Origin of the sequence: Kribbella ginsengisoli, from assembly GCF_039537185.1 — a bacterium.
Classification (GTDB): Bacteria; Actinomycetota; Actinomycetes; order Propionibacteriales; family Kribbellaceae; genus Kribbella; species Kribbella koreensis.
Window position 1 is genome coordinate 493,703 of the sequence record NZ_BAABAA010000006.1, and the last position, 17,129, is coordinate 510,831.

Consider the following 17,129-nt stretch of genomic DNA (forward strand, 5'->3'; position numbering starts at 1 on the left):
CTACTCCTCATTCGGGTCGGCGTCCGCGGTCTCCAGTTCGCCTGGATCGACGAGCCGGCCGTTGACCGTGTGCAGCGGGCTGCTGCCCACATGCACCAGCACCCCGTTGTCGGTCTGCTCGAACTCCGAGTCCTGGTAGCGCCGGCGTTCCCACCGGCAGTACACGTCCGCCATCCGCGTCACCCCCACAGTGATTTCCCACGGACAGCATGCACGCTGAGTGACGAACAGGAAAGGGGCTGAGGATCCCCCTGGCATCCTCAGCCCCTCACCCGTTCACCCAACAGGTGTCACTTACGGAGTACGCCGAGCAGCCCGTGCGTCTCGTTCGCGATGCCGGCGGAGAACCAGATCGCGTCGGTGCCACCAGTTGTCGCCGTACCGGAGGTCAGGGCCCACAGACCCGGGATGACCACCGGCTTGCCGGTCGCGGCGTCGCGCACCTGACTCGCGACCTTGTGCTGGAAACGGCCGTGGTTCTTGGCCTCGACGACGTTGATCCGGCCGTCGCCGAAGTTGCCGACCAGCAGCGCTCCCGCCTGCTTACCCCACGAAGCAGGCGCGATCGCCAGACCCCACGGCGCGTTCAGCGAGTCGTGCGAGACGATCCGCTCGACGAACTTGCCGTCGACGGAGTACTCGTCGACGATGCCGAGGCCCTTACCGCTGGCGGGGCGGTGGGTCACCGGGTCGACCTTGACGTACGCGACGAAGATCCGGCCGTTCAGCGTCTGCACGTTGTAGGGGCTGTAGCCCTTCGGAAGGTACGCGTCCTTGAAGGCCCACGCGGGCTGCGCGACCGGGGCGAAGGCGTTGTCGAAGACGTCGATCTTGCCCTGTGCGAAGTCGGCGGCGTACAGCTGGTCGCCCTTCGTCGCGGTGGCGATGGCCAGGCCGGTGTAGACCGCACCCGGAGTGGTGGCCTTGATCTGGGCGTCGCCGATCAGCGGCGTCGCGGGCGGTCCCCAAGCGGCGATCTGACCGGTCAGGGTCGAGAAGATGAAGCGGGCTGACACACCAGGAGCCAGCTGGAACCCGGTACTGGGGTTGGCCACCTGACCGGTCGGGGCCGGCACGTTGACGCGGACTGTCGGCACCTTGGTCGCCGTGGTCGCGCCGGCCGCCGAGGAGTACAGCGTCGACGACGAGGTGCCCTGGTTGGACACCCACAGCGGTGAGGTCGCGCCGAGGGCCAGGCCCCACGGGTTGACCAGGTCGGGATCGAGCAGCGCGGCCTGACCCGGTACGTCGGAGACCAGGTTGACCTGGTGGACGGCGAGGTTGTTGCGCGACTCGTGCTCGGACGGCTCGTGCGCGCTGGCGGTGGCGGGAACGACCAGTGCCAGCCCGCCGACCAGAGCGGCGGCTGCGGCGAGTGGGCGTCCCTTGAAGCGAAGCGACATGACACTTTCCTGTCGGTTGGCGAAGTCGAACACCACCCATACGAGCGAAAGGTCTGGCCGGTTCAGCGGTTCGCGCGATAGACATGGCGAAACCGAAAACGTGGGGGGAACACCACATGCCAGACCTCTCGATCAAGCCGCTCAACCCGAGGCTGTTGCCGGCCGCGACCGGCAACTACACACACGGCGTCCAGGTGGACGGCGCGGGCCGGCTCGTCTTCGTCAGCGGCCAGGTGCCGTGGGGCGACGACCAGGGCAAGATCCCGGACTCCTTCGAGGACCAGTGCCGGATGGTCTGGCGCAACATCCTCGCCGTGCTGGCCGAGGCGGGCCTCGGCGTCGCGAACCTGGTCAAGGTGACGACGTACCTGTCCGACCGCCAGTACCGGGCGCTCAACTCGAAGATCCGCGAAGAGATCCTCGGCGAGCACGCCCCGGCGCTGACGATCATCATCTGCGACATCTACGCCGAGGAATGGCTGCTCGAGATAGAAGCAGTCGCCGCTTCCTGACCGGTACTACGAACCCCGGCCGGGCCACCCGCTCCGGATTGGTTATGGATCCGTCGCCGGGCGTGCACCTAGCGTCGGCGTATGCGGATCAGAATCGTCGACGCGTTCACAGACCAGCCGTTCGCCGGCAACCCAGCCGGCGTCTGCCTGCTCGAGGCCGGTCCCTGGCCGGCGGACAGCTGGATGCGGCAGATCGCCGCCGAGGTGAACCTGTCCGAGACGGCTTTCGCGCGCCCACTCCCCGACGACCCCGATGCCGACTGGGACCTGCGCTGGTTCACCCCGACGGTCGAGGCGAAGATGTGCGGCCACGCGACCCTCGCGACCACACACGCGATGTCGTCCGACGGTCTGCTGGACGGCCGGATCCGCTTCAACAGCTTGAGCGGAGTACTGGTCGCGTCGGTCGAGGACCAGCTGATCACCCTCGACTTCCCGGTGTCGCTGCCGGCGATGATCGAGGCGCCGGAAGGGCTGCGCGAGGCGCTGCGCATCGAGCCGGTCGAGGTCTACCGCACCGAGCCGCTGGGCGACCTGCTCGTCGTCCTGCCGGACGAGGCAGCGGTCCGCTCGGCGGCCCCGGATCTCATCGCCGTGGCGGAGCTCACCGAGAAGTTCGCCTTCCGGGGCGCGATCCTCACCGCGCCGGCGGAGAGGGACGGTGAGCCGCCGGCCGGCGGGTATGACTTCGTCTCCAGGTTCTTCGCGCCCGGGCACGGGATTCCGGAGGACCCGGTGACGGGGAGCGCGCATACCGGGCTGGCGCCGTACTGGGCGGAGCGCCTCGGGCGGGAGCGGCTGGTGGGGTACCAGGCTTCCGCCCGAGGCGGGGTAGTTCAGGTCCTGCTGGCCGGTGATCGGGTGCACCTCACCGGCCACGCCGTCACGGTCATCGACGGCGAGTTGAAGATCTAGGCCCAGGTCTCCGCGTGGGTGATGGACCCGTTCGGGGCGCTCAATTCGGTGAGGACATCCTCGGCGTCGGCCTCCAGCGGCTCGAACGGCCATTCCGGTACGACGTACGCGCGCGCCCCAGCGACCAGGTCGACCCCCGGAAGCTCGAACCACGCCTCGCCGACCTCGCGGCTGATCTCGTAGATGGCCTGCTCGGCCGTCTCGACCGGCTCCCGCTCGCCGGACTCGTCCAGCTCGGCCGGGTGCCGCTCCTGCGCCGACTTGCCCGCCTCGAGCAACGCGTCGAGGTCGACCACGCGCAGGTCGAACCGCGACACCACGCTGATCACCTGGTCGCGCTCCTCATCCTCCTCGTCGTCCGCGTCCTCGCCGACCTCGTCGTCCAGCAGCAGCGGCGCGGTCCCGGTGTGCTCGAAGACAGCGTCGTTCCAGCCCTCGACGAGCTCCTCCAGCGCGGCGTTCTGCTCATAGAGGGTGTTCTGGTCCTCGTCACCGGTCATCGCCAGCAGGGCCTCGGTGTGGGCCTGCAGGCGTTCGGCCAGCTGGCGGCTGGCCTCGGCCAGCGCCTTGCGGCTCTCCTCGGAGAAGAACTGCTCCCCGGTGGCGGAGAACTCCTGGTTGTCCACTTCAGTCACTGCGGTCTTCCCTAACTCTGGTGGGGGCTGCTCGTACCAGGCGTAAGTATGCGAGAGACGCGTGAGAGCTGGGTGGCCGGGTGTGAGAGACGTGCGAGAACGCTCCTGACTGCGCAAACAAAGCAGTTCAGTGAAGACATGTGCACTTTTGTCGAGCGGTGGGGGCGGCCGTGAAAGACGTCCTGTACCTCGCCCTGTGTGTAGCGACGTTCGCCGCCGTCTGGTTCGCGCTGCGAGGGGTGGAGAAGCTGTGAGCGCCGAGAACATCGCCGGCCTGGTCGTGGCCGCGGCCCTGGTCCTCTACCTGATCGCCGCCCTGATCTACCCCGAGAGGTTCTGATGTCCGACACTGCCGCCGGCCTGCTCCAGGTCGGCCTGCTGGTCGCGCTCCTGGCCGCCGTGTACCGCCCGCTCGGCGGCTACATGGCCCGGGTCTACACGTCCGACAAGGACACCCGGATCGAGCGCGGAACGTACAAGTTGCTGGGGGTCGACTCCAAGGCCGACCAGACCTGGGCCGTCTACGCACGGTCCCTACTGGCCTTCTCTGCCGTTGGCCTGATTCTCCTGTATCTCCTCCAGCGGCTGCAGTCGCATCTGCCGCTCTCGCTGGGGCTGCCGAACGTCGAGCCGGGACTGGCCTTCAACACCGCCGCGTCCTTCGTGGCGAACACGAACTGGCAGTCCTACTCGCCCGAGGTCACGATGGGCCACCTGGTCCAGTTCGCCGGCCTCGCGGTGCAGAACTTCCTCTCGGCCGCTGTCGGTATCACCGTCGCGATCGCCCTGATCCGCGGTTTCGCACGGTCGAAGACCGACCGGCTGGGCAACTTCTGGGTCGACCTGACCCGCACGGTCGTCCGCGTCCTGCTGCCGATCGCCGTGATCGGCACCCTCGCGCTGGTCGCGATGGGAGTCGTCCAGAACTTCTCCGGCGGTCACGAGGTCACCTCGGTGGTGGGCCAGGCCCAGCATCTGCCCGGTGGCCCGGTCGCGAGCCAGGAAGTGATCAAGGAGCTCGGCACCAACGGCGGTGGCTTCTACAACGCGAACTCGGCGCACCCGTTCGAGAACCCGAACAGCCTGTCCAACCTGTTCGAGATCTTCCTGCTGCTGGTGATCCCGGTCTGTCTGACCCGCACCTTCGGCCTGATGATCAAGGACAAGCGGCAGGGCTACGCGATCCTCGGCGTGATGGGCACCCTGTGGGCCGCCTTCACGTTCTCCGCGACCTTCTTCGAGAACCAGGGCGCCGGTACTGCGACGCAAGCGGCCGGAGCCGCGATGGAGGGCAAGGAGACCCGCTTCGGCGAATGGGCCTCGGCTCTCTTCGCCAGCTCGACGACCGGTACGTCGACCGGCGCGGTCAACTCCGCGCACGACTCGTTCACCCCGTTGGGTGGCGGTACGACGCTGTTCCACATGATGCTCGGCGAGGTCAGCCCGGGCGGTACCGGAACCGGTTTGTACGGCATGCTCGTGCTGGCGGTGCTGGCCGTCTTCGTGGCCGGGCTGATGGTCGGCCGCACCCCGGAGTACCTGAAGAAGAAGATCACCGCGCGCGAGATGAAGCTGGTCTCGCTCTACATCCTGGCCACGCCGACCGTGGTCCTCGTGGGCGCCTCGCTCGCGATGGGACTGGCGACGGCGAGGGCGTCGATCTTCAACACCGACAGCCCGCACGGGTTCTCCGAAGTGCTCTACGCGTTCACCTCGGCCGGTAACAACAACGGCAGCGCGTTCGGTGGGATCAGCGCCAACATCCCCTTCTACAACACGGCTCTCGGCCTCGTGATGCTGCTCGGCCGGTTCGTGCCGATCGTGATCGTGCTGGCGCTGGCCGGCTCGTTCGCCAAGCAACAGCCGGTACCGGTCAACGAGGGCACGCTCCCCACCCACAAGGCCTTGTTCGTGACGATGCTCGTCGGCGTCGTGCTGATCGTGACCGGCCTGACCTACTTCCCTGCTTTGACTCTAGGACCCCTCGCGGAGGGACTGTGACCACGCTCGTAAGCCCGCCCGCCCCCACGGCGGACGCGGTTCCCAAGAAGGCCGCTTCGGGCCTGTTCGACCCGAAGATGCTGCTCACCTCGCTACCGGACGCGCTGCGCAAGCTCGACCCGCGGGTGATGGTGAAGAACCCGGTGATGTTCGTGGTCGAGGTGGGCGCGGTCGCGTCCACGATCCTCGCCTTCACCGACTCCAGCGTGTTCGTCTGGTGGATCGTGGTCTGGCTCTGGCTGACCGTGGTCTTCGCCAACCTCGCCGAGGCCGTCGCTGAAGGGCGAGGCAAGGCCCAGGCCGCCACCCTCCGCCGGGCGAAGACCGAGACGACCGCCCGCAAGCTGTCCGCGGATCGGCTCACCGAGCAGGAGGTACCGGCTGCTCAGCTGCAACTCGGTGACCTCGTCGTGGTCGAGGCCGGTCAGATCATCCCCGGCGACGGGGACGTGATCGAGGGCGTCGCCAGCGTCGACGAATCGGCCATCACCGGTGAGTCGGCGCCCGTGATCCGGGAGTCCGGCGGCGACCGGAGCGCGGTCACCGGCGGTACGAAGGTGCTGTCGGACCGGATCATCGTGAAGATCACCACCAAACCCGGTGAGAGCTTCATCGACCGGATGATCGCGCTGGTCGAGGGCGCGTCGCGGCAGAAGACGCCGAACGAGATCGCGCTGAACATCCTGCTCGCCAGCCTGACGATCGTGTTCCTGATCGCCACGGTGACGCTGCCGACCTTCGCGAAGTACGCCGGGATCGACCTGAGCGTCGTCGTCCTGGTCGCTCTGCTGGTCTGCCTGATCCCGACCACCATCGGCGCGCTGCTGTCGGCGATCGGTATCGCCGGGATGGACCGGCTGGTGCAGCGCAACGTGCTGGCGATGTCCGGCCGTGCGGTCGAGGCGGCCGGCGACGTGAACACGCTGCTGCTCGACAAGACCGGCACGATCACGCTGGGCAACCGCCAGGCGTCCGAGTTCATCCCGCTCGCCGGGGTCAGCGAGACCGAGCTGGCCGACGCGGCCCAGCTGTCCAGCCTGGCCGACGAGACGCCCGAGGGCCGTTCGATCGTGGTGCTCGCCAAAACGAAGTACGAGCTGCGGGAGCGGCACACCGGTGAGCTGCCGCACGCGACTTTCGTCGAGTTCACCGCGCAGACCCGGATGAGCGGCGTGGACGTGGACGGCCGGCAGATCCGCAAGGGCGCGGCCGGTGCGATCACCGCCTGGATCCACGATCAGGGCGGCACCGTGGTGGCCGAGCTCGGCGACATCGTCGACGGCATCTCCGCTTCCGGTGGTACGCCGCTGGTCGTCGCCATCGCCAAGGAAGGGGTGGCCCGCCCGCTGGGTGTCATCCACCTCAAGGACGTCGTCAAGGAAGGGATGCGCGAGCGTTTCGACCAGATGCGCGCGATGGGCATCCGGACCGTGATGATCACCGGTGACAACCGGTTGACGGCGAAGGCGATCGCCGAGGAGGCCGGGGTCGACGACTTCCTGGCCGAGGCGACGCCCGAGGACAAGATGGCGCTGATCAAGAAGGAGCAGGAGGGCGGCCGGCTGGTCGCGATGACCGGTGACGGCACCAACGACGCTCCGGCGCTGGCGCAGGCCGATGTCGGCGTCGCGATGAACAGTGGCACGTCGGCCGCCAAGGAGGCCGGCAACATGGTCGACCTCGACTCCAACCCGACCAAGCTGATCGAGATCGTCGAGATCGGCAAGCAGTTGCTGATCACCCGCGGGTCGCTGACCACGTTCTCGATCGCGAACGACGTGGCCAAGTACTTCGCGATCCTGCCGGCGCTGTTCGCCACGGCCTACCCGGGGCTGGACAAGCTGAACATCATGCAATTGCACTCGCCGCAGTCGGCGATCGTGTCGGCGATCGTCTTCAACGCGCTGGTGATCGTCGCGCTGGTGCCGCTGGCGCTGCGCGGGGTCCGGTACAAGCCGTCCTCGGCGTCGGCGATGTTGCGCCGCAACCTGCTGATCTACGGCGTCGGCGGGCTGGTCAGCCCGTTCGTCGGCATCAAACTTCTCGACCTGCTGATCTCCCTGATCCCAGGCATCGGCTGAAAGGCGCAATAAACATGTCCAGCAGACTTCCCGCGACGTTTCGTCAGTTCGGGGTCGCAACGCGGGCGATCGCGGTGTTCACGCTCGGCCTGGGGGTGGTCTACCCGCTCGCGATGACCGGGGCGGCGCAGGCGCTGTTCCACGACAACGCGAACGGCTCGATCGTCCAGGTCGACGGCAAGGACGTCGCCTCCGGCCTGATCGGCCAGGACTACTCGAAGGACCTGTCGCTGTTCCAGACCCGGCCGTCGGCGGCCAAGTACGACGCCGCGGCCAGCGCGGCCTCGCAGTACGGGCCGAACAACGCGGATCTGGTCAAGCTGATCGACGAGCGGCGGGCGGCGGTCGCCAAGCTCGAGAACGTCGATCCGTCCCAGGTACCGCCGGATGCCCTCACCGCCAGCGGCAGCGGCCTAGACCCGGCCATCAGCCCCGCGTACGCCGCGTTGCAGGTCAACCGGGTCGCGCGGGAGCGCGGTCTCGACGTGGCCAAGGTGCAACAGTTGGTGAAGGACAACACGAAAGGCCGGACGCTGGGGTTCCTCGGTGAGCCGTACGTCAACGTGGTCACCCTGAACGCCGACCTGGTCGCGCTGGGATAACTGAGACGATGGAGAGATGAGCAGAAGCGGTCGCGGGCACCTGAGGATCTACTTGGGTGCCGCGCCCGGCGTCGGCAAGACCTACAAGATGCTGGGTGAGGCGCAGCGCCGGCGGGAGCGCGGCACGGACATCGTGGTCGGGTACGTCGAGACGCACGGCCGCGAGCACACCGCCGCCATGCTCGACGGCCTCGAGGTCGTGCCCCGCAAGATCATCGACTACCGCGGCGCCAGCTTCACCGAGATGGACCTGGACGCCGTGCTGGCCCGCCGGCCCGAGGTCGCCATCGTCGACGAGCTTGCCCACAGCAACGTTCCGGGCAGCCGGAACGCCAAGCGCTGGGAGGACATCGACGCGCTGCTGACCGCGGGGATCGACGTGATCTCCGCGGTCAACATCCAGCACCTGGAGTCGATCAACGACGTCGTCGAGAAGATCACCGGCGTACCGCAGCAGGAGACCGTGCCCGACCGGGTGGTCCGGGCCGCGGACCAGATCGAGCTGGTCGACATGACTCCCGAGGCGCTGCGGCGCCGGATGGCGCACGGCAACGTCTACGCCGCGGACAAGATCGATGCTGCCCTGGGCAACTATTTCCGGGTCGGCAACCTGTCCGCCCTGCGCGAACTCGCGCTGCTCTGGCTCGCCGACCGGGTCGACGCCGGCCTGCAGCAGTACCGTTCGCAGCATGACATCGACTCCACCTGGGAGGCGCGCGAGCGGGTCGTCGTCGCGCTCACCGGCGGACCCGAAGGCGAGACCCTGATCCGGCGTGCCGCCCGCATCGCCGCCCGCTCCTCCGGCGGGGATCTGCTCGCAGTCCACATCACCCGGTCCGACGGACTGACCGGCGCCAACCCGACCGCACTGGCCCAGCAACGTGCCCTGGTCGAGAGCCTCGGCGGGACCTATCACCAGGTCGTCGGCGAGGACATCCCCGACGCCTTGCTGTCCTTCGCGCGTGCCGAGAACGCCACCCAGTTGGTGCTCGGCGGGTCACGCCGGTCCCGGCTGACCGCGCTGTTCACCGGGCCGGGCATCGGCTCCAGCGCGATTCGCGAGTCGGGCGACATCGACGTACACATCGTCACGCACTCGGAGATGGGTCGCGGGCGGTTGCCCCGGATGCACGGCAGTCTGTCGCGCCGGCGGCTGATCTACGGGTTCACGCTCGCCGTCGTCCTACCGCCGTTGTTCGCCTTCCTGTTCAGCATCGGCGACGACCGGCTGAACCTGACCAGCAACGTGCTCGCCTTCCTGTTCGCCGTCGTCGTGGTGGCTCTGGTCGGCGGGTTGTGGCCCGCTCTGCTGACCGCGATCGCGGGCACCTTGGTGCTGAACTGGTTCTTCACCCCACCGAAGCGGTCCTTCACGATCACCGAGCCGAACAACGCGCTCGCGCTGGGCATCTTCGTGCTCATCGCGGCGCTCGTCTCGTCGGTGGTCGACCGGGCGGCCCGGCGTACGCGCCAGGCCGCGCGGTCGGCAGCCGAGTCCGAGACGCTGGCAACCCTGGCCGGCTCCGTACTGCGCGGCGAAACCGCCCTGCCCGCCTTGCTCGAGCGGGTCCGCGAGGCGTTCGGGATGACGAGTGCCTGCCTGATGGAGCGCATCGACACCGACGAGCTGACCGAGACCTGGCGCCCACTGGCCTCAGCCGGTACGCCGACCTGCCGGCGCCCGGAGGACGGAGACGCGGAGATCCCCGGGCGCGACGACCTCGTACTCGTCCTGCAAGGCCGCTCCCTGGCGGCCGACGAACGTCGCCTGGTCGGCGCCTTCGCGGCCCACGCGGCAGCCCTGGTCGACAAGGCCCGGCTGAGCGAGGCAGCGGCTGAGGCCAAACCACTCGCCGAGGCCGACAAGCTCCGTACTGCGCTACTCCGCGCGGTCGGCCACGATCTGCGTTCCCCACTGGCGTCGGCCAAGGCATCCGTCACCAGCCTGCGCAGCTCGGACGTCGACTGGACCGACGAAGAGCGGGACGAGTTGCTGGAGACGGCCGATGAGTCGCTCGACCGGTTGACGCGGCTGGTGGACAACCTGCTCGATCTGAGCCGGTTGCAGGCCGGAGTACTGCCCGTCTTCACCCGGCCGATGGCGCTCGACGAGATCATGCCGGGCGCCCTGGCCGAGCTGGGTGAGCGAGCCGCCGACATCACCGTGGACATCCCGCACACCCTGCCTCTGGCCGACGCCGATCCGGCGTTGCTGGAGCGCGTCCTCGCCAACCTGCTGGCCAACGCGGTTCGCTACTCGCCTGCGGGCAAGCCGCCGTTGCTGACCGGGAGTTCGCTCGGTGACGTGGTGGAGATCCGCGTGATCGACCGAGGCCCGGGCATCCCGCGCGACGAGCGGGACCGGATGTTCGCGCCGTTCCAGCGGTTGGGTGACACCGACAACACCACCGGCGTCGGGCTCGGGCTCGCGCTGGCCCGCGGGCTGGCCGAGGCGATGCACGGCTCGCTGCAGCCGGAGGACACGCCCGGTGGTGGCCTGACCATGGTGGTCTCGTTGCCGGTGGCAACCTTGAAGGCGAGTGACGCGCCCGTACCGGGCAGCCGTGAGCGGTCGGAGGGGCGGGGATGACCAGAGTCCTGGTGGTCGACGACGAACCGCAGATCGTGCGGGCGTTGCAGATCAACCTGAAGGCCCGGCGGTACGAGGTGCATGTCGCGGGCAGTGGGACGGCGGCGCTCAAGGTCGCCGCGCAGTACCCGCCTGACCTGGTGATTCTCGACCTGGGGCTGCCCGACTTCGACGGCGTCGACGTGATCCGCGGGCTGCGCGGCTGGACCGAGGCGCCGATCCTGGTGCTGTCGGGCCGGACGGACAGTACGGACAAGGTCGAGGCGCTCGACGCGGGCGCGGACGACTACGTGACCAAGCCGTTCGGCATCGACGAGCTGCTGGCGCGGATGCGCGCAGTACTGCGGCGCAGCAACCTGGCGCAGGACCAACCGGTCGTCACCGTCGGTGGCGCCCAGGTGGATCTGTCGGCGAAGCGAGTGACGCTGGAGTCCGGCGAGGACGTCCGCCTGACGCCGACCGAGTGGCACCTGCTGGAGGTGCTGATCCGGCACCCCGGCAAGTTGATGTCCCAGCGGCAGTTGCTGACCGAGGTGTGGGGACCGGGCTACGAGACGGCGAGCGGCAACCTGCGCTTCTACATGGGCCAGCTCCGGCGGAAGCTCGAAGCAGACCCCGCCCGGCCCGTCCACCTGCTCACAGAGCCGGGCATGGGCTATCGCTTCGAGCCCTGATGGTCCTCGTCGGGCTGCATCCCGCCTTCGAGCGCGGCGGCTCAACTCTTGCGGCTGAGCAGCTCGTCGAGGATGTCGCCTTCACGCATGAACGGCTCGAAGTGGCCGGCGCCGAGCGTCCTGAGTGTTGCTGTCGGCAACTTGTCGACGAGGCGTTCGGCTGCTGCGTAAGGGCAGTTGCGGTCGGTCGGGCCGTGCCACCAGGTGATGCTGGTGGTGATCGCGGCCAGGTCGATGTCGGTCCATTCGCCGCCCATCGCCAGCATCTCGTCGTACCAGCCGTCCATGCCCTGCGCGAACGCCGCGACGGTCGCGCGCTCCTGGCCGGCCCGCCAGGCCGGGTCGCTCATCACGGCGAGGTCGGAGGCCGGCGCGGTCGCCATCGCGGCGTCCAGCGGGGCCAGCGGTGCCGTCTTGACCACTTCGTACGCTCCGCCGAGGAGCTCGCGCAGCGTCGCCTCATCGCCGTCGCGGGCGGCCCGGAAGGCTTTCGTGTTGAACGGGATCATCTGGTCGTACTCGTCGTCGTTCAGCTGCGGGAAGCCCACGGCGATCGTCGCGGCGATCACTCGGTCCGGGTGATGCGCCGCGAACGCCAGCACATGCGGTCCGCCGCCGCTGCCGCCGGTCAGGTAGACGCGGTCGAGGCCGAGGTGATCCAGGATCGCGGCCAGGTCGTCAGAGTGCTCCTTGTACTTCCGGCCCGGCAGCCGGCTCGAGTCGCCGAATCCCGGGCGCTCGGTGGTGATCACCTCGAGGCCGCGGTCGTTCCAGAGCGCTCGGTCGGCGCGGATGCTCCAGCGCGACCCGGGGGTGCCGGGGAGGCGCAGTACCGGTGTGCCGGTTCCGGTTCTCGTCCAGGCGACTGTGCGGCCGTCGGAGCGGGTCAACTGTTCGTCCAGGACATCGGCGTACAGGTCGTCGGTCATGGCTGGGATCATGGCCGATTTCTTCAAGACTGGGGAGGGGTCGGAGGGGCAAGGTTGGGGGCATGAAGATTTTCGAGGCTGCACGGGAGTTCGTCCGGCGCGATGCGCGGTTGGTGGAGCGGCGGTTGTTCGCGACGGTGTTCGAAGCGGCTGATCCGGGCGGGGTGGTGGACGCGCTGCGCGGCTATCAGAACGCGGATGGCGGGTTCGGGCACGGCCTGGAGCCGGACAAGCGCTGTCCGGACAGCACCGGGCTGGACGTCGAGACGGCCTTCGACATCCTGCTCGCCGCGGGTGTCCACGACGACGACCTGGTACGCCGCGCCTGCGACTGGCTGCAATCAGTCGCTACCGAGGACGGTGCCGTCGCCCTGGCCTCGCCGGCGATCGAGGGCTACCCGCGAGCCGTCCACATGGCCGAGTGGACCTACGTCCCTGGGCTCAACCCAACAGCCGGGCTGGTCGGCCGGCTCCAGACGATGGGTGTCGAACACCCCTGGCGCGACCAGGCCGCCGCGTGGTGCGCCGACGCGCTGGCCAAGGGCTTCCCGGACGACGCCCACGCGATGCACGAGTCGCTGGAATACCTCGAACACACGTCAGAACCCGACGTCACCGCGGTGCGGGAGTGGCTGCCGAAGCTCGCCCACTACCGCGCCGACGCCGCCGACCCGGAGTACGGCGTGACCCCCCTGCACTTCGCGCCGACCCCCGACAGCTTCTGGCGCCAGCTCTTCACCGACGACCAGATCGAGGGCCACCTGGACCGGCTGATCGCCGACCAGCAAGAAGACGGCGGCTGGGCCATCACCTGGGAACCCCCAGGCGTCGCCGCAACCCTCGAATACCGCGGCATCGTCACAGTCGCCGCCCTCCGAACCCTGAAGGCCTACGGCCGGCTCTAACCAGCTTCGGCGGGGTGTTCGACCTGGCGGTCGCCCCACTGGGTCAGCAGACCCCGGGCGATCTCCAGGTCGTCGCGGAGGGAGCGGTCGGTCAGTACGTCGGGAAGCGCGGCCAGCGCATCGGCCAGCCAAGGGCCGATCGCGGCGGGGGCGAGCTTCTCGGGCTCGATCCCAGCCAGCCTTGCCGCCCGTACGGCCGTGACCAGCTCGCACGCCAGCACGTCCCGGAGCGCATCCAGCAGCAATCCGGTCAGTACTGCGGCCTGCGGCGCGAAGCTCGCGTGGTGCTCGGCACCCCGGGAGAGGGTCGCCGTACCGAGCGTGGCCGGCTGAGCCGTCGACCTGACGGAGGCGAGGGCATCGTGGGCGACGTACTCGATCATCATCACACCCGAGCTCGCCTCGGCACCGCTGGCCAGGAAGCGGCTGAGGCCGGTGAAGTCGGGGTCGACCAGGTTCGCGACGCGGGACGTGGACAGGGTGGCGACGGAGTGCAGGCTCAGCCGGAGCGAGTCGAGGGCGAGCGCGATCGGCATCGCATGCCAGTTGCCGTTGTGGAGCACGGTGTCACCGGCCACCAGCGGGTTCTCGGCGGAGGCGTTGATGTCGATCGCCAGAGCGTTGCCCAAGGCATCGACATGGTCGACGGCCGGGCCGAGCACCTGGGCGAACGCACGCAGGCCGAACGGGTCCTGCACCCGGGCCGGCGGGATCGGCAACTCGTCGAGCAGCCCGCGCATCCGGCGGGCCACCCGGACTTGGCCGGGTTGCGGACGGGCGGCGTGGACGCGTTCGTCGTACACCTCCGCGTTGCCGCGTAGCGCGACGTGCGAGAGCCCACCGACGAGCGGTACGACGTTGATCAGCGTCGCTGCCTCGACGAACGCCAGGCAGCACTCGGCCAGCGTGATCGCATTGCTGGACAGCAAGGGGAGTGCGCTCGTCCCATCGATCACGTCCCCAAGCGCCAACCCCAGCTCCGCCAACGCACCAAGATCACCCGTGCCGATCGCGCCACCGCGATGCAGCTCGGGCAACTCGTCGTCGTTGAGCAGCCCGACGATCGCGTCCGCGACCTCCGGCTGCAGCCCCGACCCACCCGAAGCCAGCTGGTTGACCCGGATCAGCAACCCGAGCCGCACCACATCCTTCGGGTACGACGTGGTCCCGGTCGTCGAGTGCGACGCCAGCAGCCGAGCCCCGTGCTCCGGATCCGACGTCAGCACGTCGCGGTTGGCCCCGACCCCGGTAGTCCGCCCATAGACCGGCTGATGCAACGCGATCTCGGCGACCGCCTCAGCAGACGCGGCCATCCGTTTGCGGGCACTGTCCGCCAGCCGCACGATCGTCCGTCGCTGTCCCAGCGCGACCGCATCCAGCGGCGACAGCCCCGCCCCGACAATCTCCACCGGCTCCACCCGCCCAGTGTGAGTCCTGTGACCCAGCGCACGTAGTACCGCCGGGCAGCATCTGTCTGAAATCCGAGACGTCTGGGCCGCCCGGGACAACGAAACAGCCCGCCGATCCACCTGGATCGACGGGGCTGGGGAAAGGGGTTGGTCAGGCCTTGCCGTAGCGCTTCTTGAACTTCTCCACGCGGCCCTGGGTGTCCATGACGCGCTGCTGGCCCGTGTAGAACGGGTGGCTGGCGGACGAGATCTCGACATCGATGACCGGGTAGGTGTTCCCGTCGTGCCACTCGATGGTGTCGTTGCTCTCCCGCGTCGAGCCGGTCAGGAAGCTGAAGTTACCGGACTTGTCCCGGAAGACGACCCGGCGGTAATCGGGGTGAATGTCCTTCTTCATGCTGCGCTACTTCCTTCCAGGTAAGGGGCGAACGGATCGGTCAGCTTGTCCGCTGACTCACCCGCACGAAGGACACAACCATCGAGGACCCGGGCTAATTCCCGCCGGTCCAGATCGATTCCGGTGATCGACAGGTACGACGCGCGGTCGCCGTGCTCGGGGTGCCACTCGAGCGCCGACCGGGCCTGATGGGTCTGGCCGACCTCGGACCACCGCTCCACCGGGAGGTCGGCCAGCCACGGGCCGAGGACACCGAGCGCGATGTTCGTACCGAAGCTGTCCCACCCGAGTCGCGCGTGCGGCTGCGTCGCGAGCCAGACCGTCCCCTTGCCGCGCACCGAGCCGGCGACCAGGTCCTCCAGTACGTCGTACAGCCGCTCCGGATGGAACGGCCGGTCGGACTGCCACACCAGCGTCTGCACGCGTTCGTCCATCTGCAGGGGAGCACTGATCGACCCAGGCTCGACCCAGGCCTCCGCCGCATCCGGATCATGCAGCCGTACTCCGAACAGCTCCGCGGCCCTCGCTGCGGGCCGGACCGACGCCTGCGGGTTCAGCGCGTTGGCGAGCCCCTCGACCACGTCGTCGGGCTTACTCAGGATGACCGCGTTCGAGTACTCGACGTGCCGGACCAGCACCTCCGCGATCGCCCGGCCGTCTTCGGCCGCCGTGGGGATGCCCCGGTCCTGGATCAGGTCCTCGCCGCTCACGTCCGTGGCGAAGGTGGCTGTGTCGAGGACCGTCAGCACCGCGTCGACGCGGAGTTCGTCGCCGGCATCCCGGGCGATCTCCTCCGCCAAGGCCTGGGTGTCACCGGCGCCAGGGATGGAGACGATCGCGGCGCTGTACTTCTCGGTGGCGGCGATGCTCACCAGGAGAGGGACGAGCGAGCCGCGCATCGCGCACGAGACACATGGGTGGCCCATCCGGATGACCTCGCGGTCGATCACGCCCCCGGTAGTACGGGCGATCCGTACTACGGAGCCGCCCGCCAGACCGCTCACGTCGTACTCGACCAGGACGGCCTGGCCGGCTACGGACAGTAGATCGGCGGCGACGGAACCGCGCACGGACTCGTCGACGCCCGTCAGGAGGGTGATCGGCAGCTGACTCGGCATGGCACCCCTCGATGGTTATTGAAAATGATAACCAGTACAACGTACACTCCTGCCAACGGGAATGTCAGCCCCGGTGGCGGGTGTTCAAAGCTACAGAGGTCAACGGCGCCGGTAGGCGCCCGGAAGGAAGGGTTCGATGGCCAAGCACAACGACGTCCGCCCGATCATCAAGCTGCGGAGCACCGCGGGCACCGGGACGACCTACGTCACCCGGAAGAACCGGCGGAACGATCCCGACCGGCTCGTGATCCGCAAGTACGACCCGAAGGTCCGCGCCCACGTCGACTTCCGCGAAGAGCGGTAGGAGCGGGTGGCGAAGACAAGCAAGATCGCGAAGAACGAGCAGCGCAAGCGCACGGTCGCTCTGTACGCCGAGCGCCGCGCGGAGCTGAAGCGGATCATCGCGGACCCGGCGTCGGGCTTCGAGGAGCGCGGCGCCGCCCAGCTCAAGTTGCAGAAGCTGCCGCGGGACGCGAGCCCGATCCGGGTCCGCAACCGCGATGTGGCCGACGGCCGGCCGCGGGGCTTCCTGCGCAAGGCAGGCATCTCGCGGGTCAGGTTCCGCACGATGGCGCACCGCGGCGAGCTGCCCGGGATCACCAAGTCGTCCTGGTGAACGGCGGGGGTTGGTACCCCTGGTCAAAAGCACTCTCCAGGGCGTGTATTGTTCTCTTTGTCGGAGCGAGTGCGGGACGCGAAAGCGGCCGGTCGCTTCGAACTCCCAGAAGGTCCTAGCAGCTGAAGCACGCCTAGTGCGGACTTCAGTCGCTGAGTCTTGCCGGGTGACTGGATCGAGCAGTGTCGGCCTGAAAGGGCCGATTTGACTGGCACTGACCGAAACAGTAATGTTTGGCGGGTTGCCCCGGAGCTGAACTTGGAAGAGTGAAGCGCGGTGTGCGTCCGATTCTTGAGAACTCAACAGCGTGCCGAAAGTCAATGCCGAATTTGTTTTATCCCG

General features: G+C 68.5%; 18 protein-coding genes. 11 read left to right on the plus strand and 7 right to left on the minus strand.

The genetic code is table 11. From position 1 onward, the window contains the following. On the minus strand, positions 1–174 hold the full coding sequence (locus ABD768_RS23400; RefSeq protein WP_343981596.1) for a hypothetical protein: 174 nt from the start codon (positions 172–174) through the stop codon (positions 1–3). A gap of 116 nt (positions 175–290) precedes the next feature. Further along, positions 291–1,403: a TIGR03118 family protein gene (locus ABD768_RS23405; RefSeq protein ID WP_344843980.1), complete on the minus strand. Its 1,113-nt coding sequence runs from the start codon at positions 1,401–1,403 to the stop codon at positions 291–293. 116 nt (positions 1,404–1,519) lie between these two features. On the opposite strand from ABD768_RS23405, the gene ABD768_RS23410 reads away from it, so the two are divergent. Then, positions 1,520–1,915: a RidA family protein gene (locus ABD768_RS23410; RefSeq protein ID WP_343981590.1), complete on the plus strand. Its 396-nt coding sequence runs from the start codon at positions 1,520–1,522 to the stop codon at positions 1,913–1,915. 81 nt (positions 1,916–1,996) lie between these two features. Further along, a complete protein-coding gene (locus ABD768_RS23415; protein ID WP_344843985.1) occupies positions 1,997–2,830 on the plus strand; it encodes a PhzF family phenazine biosynthesis protein in 834 nt (277 codons plus the stop codon). On the opposite strand, the gene ABD768_RS23420 is transcribed toward ABD768_RS23415, so the two are convergent. After that, positions 2,827–3,465: a hypothetical protein gene (locus tag ABD768_RS23420; protein ID WP_343981584.1), complete on the minus strand. Its 639-nt coding sequence runs from the start codon at positions 3,463–3,465 to the stop codon at positions 2,827–2,829. The two genes, ABD768_RS23415 and ABD768_RS23420, sit on opposite strands and share 4 nt — an antisense overlap. A gap of 250 nt (positions 3,466–3,715) precedes the next feature. On the opposite strand from ABD768_RS23420, the gene kdpF reads away from it, so the two are divergent. The 6 genes from kdpF to ABD768_RS23450 are packed head-to-tail and all read left to right on the plus strand — an operon-like array spanning position 3,716 to position 11,413. Next, positions 3,716–3,805, plus strand: coding sequence for a K(+)-transporting ATPase subunit F (gene kdpF, locus ABD768_RS23425; protein ID WP_344843989.1), 90 nt, complete (start codon positions 3,716–3,718; stop codon positions 3,803–3,805). Then, positions 3,805–5,466 carry a potassium-transporting ATPase subunit KdpA gene (gene kdpA / locus ABD768_RS23430; protein ID WP_344843992.1) on the plus strand — a complete coding sequence of 554 codons (1,662 nt, stop codon included), beginning with the start codon at positions 3,805–3,807 and terminating at the stop codon, positions 5,464–5,466. Before kdpF ends, kdpA begins: the two co-directional genes overlap by 1 nt. Continuing rightward, on the plus strand, positions 5,463–7,547 hold the full coding sequence (gene kdpB, locus ABD768_RS23435; protein ID WP_425558445.1) for a potassium-transporting ATPase subunit KdpB: 2,085 nt from the start codon (positions 5,463–5,465) through the stop codon (positions 7,545–7,547). The genes kdpA and kdpB overlap by 4 nt, the downstream gene beginning before the upstream one ends. Positions 7,548–7,561: 14 nt before the next feature. After that, positions 7,562–8,149, plus strand: coding sequence for a potassium-transporting ATPase subunit KdpC (gene kdpC / locus ABD768_RS23440; RefSeq protein WP_344843995.1), 588 nt, complete (start codon positions 7,562–7,564; stop codon positions 8,147–8,149). A 16-nt stretch (positions 8,150–8,165) separates the two neighbouring features. Continuing rightward, positions 8,166–10,739: a sensor histidine kinase gene (locus tag ABD768_RS23445; RefSeq protein ID WP_344843998.1), complete on the plus strand. Its 2,574-nt coding sequence runs from the start codon at positions 8,166–8,168 to the stop codon at positions 10,737–10,739. Beyond that, positions 10,736–11,413 carry a response regulator gene (locus tag ABD768_RS23450; protein ID WP_343981572.1) on the plus strand — a complete coding sequence of 226 codons (678 nt, stop codon included), beginning with the start codon at positions 10,736–10,738 and terminating at the stop codon, positions 11,411–11,413. The genes ABD768_RS23445 and ABD768_RS23450 overlap by 4 nt, the downstream gene beginning before the upstream one ends. A gap of 41 nt (positions 11,414–11,454) precedes the next feature. Here ABD768_RS23450 and ABD768_RS23455 read toward each other — a convergent pair whose 3' ends face one another. Beyond that, positions 11,455–12,342, minus strand: coding sequence for an alpha/beta fold hydrolase (locus ABD768_RS23455; RefSeq protein ID WP_344844001.1), 888 nt, complete (start codon positions 12,340–12,342; stop codon positions 11,455–11,457). 62 nt (positions 12,343–12,404) lie between these two features. Between ABD768_RS23455 and ABD768_RS23460 the strand changes: the two genes are divergently transcribed. Beyond that, on the plus strand, positions 12,405–13,247 hold the full coding sequence (locus ABD768_RS23460) for a hypothetical protein (protein WP_344844004.1): 843 nt from the start codon (positions 12,405–12,407) through the stop codon (positions 13,245–13,247). On the opposite strand, the gene ABD768_RS23465 is transcribed toward ABD768_RS23460, so the two are convergent. The 3 genes from ABD768_RS23465 to ABD768_RS23475 form a co-directional block, all read right to left on the minus strand. Beyond that, complete coding sequence (locus ABD768_RS23465) at positions 13,244–14,656, minus strand: aromatic amino acid ammonia-lyase (protein WP_343981562.1); 1,413 nt, start codon at positions 14,654–14,656, stop codon at positions 13,244–13,246. The genes ABD768_RS23460 and ABD768_RS23465 overlap by 4 nt on opposite strands. Positions 14,657–14,807: 151 nt before the next feature. Further along, positions 14,808–15,053, minus strand: coding sequence for a type B 50S ribosomal protein L31 (locus ABD768_RS23470; RefSeq protein WP_343981559.1), 246 nt, complete (start codon positions 15,051–15,053; stop codon positions 14,808–14,810). Continuing rightward, on the minus strand, positions 15,050–16,171 hold the full coding sequence (locus ABD768_RS23475; protein WP_344844007.1) for a CobW family GTP-binding protein: 1,122 nt from the start codon (positions 16,169–16,171) through the stop codon (positions 15,050–15,052). Before ABD768_RS23475 ends, ABD768_RS23470 begins: the two co-directional genes overlap by 4 nt. Positions 16,172–16,307: 136 nt before the next feature. Here ABD768_RS23475 and rpmG point away from each other — a divergent pair, with 136 nt between their 5' ends. Next, positions 16,308–16,475, plus strand: a complete 168-nt coding sequence (gene rpmG, locus ABD768_RS23480) for a 50S ribosomal protein L33 (RefSeq protein ID WP_343981552.1) — start codon at positions 16,308–16,310, stop codon at positions 16,473–16,475. 6 nt (positions 16,476–16,481) lie between these two features. Continuing rightward, positions 16,482–16,787, plus strand: coding sequence for a 30S ribosomal protein S14 (gene rpsN, locus ABD768_RS23485; protein WP_343981548.1), 306 nt, complete (start codon positions 16,482–16,484; stop codon positions 16,785–16,787). Positions 16,788–17,129: the final 342 nt, after the last annotated feature.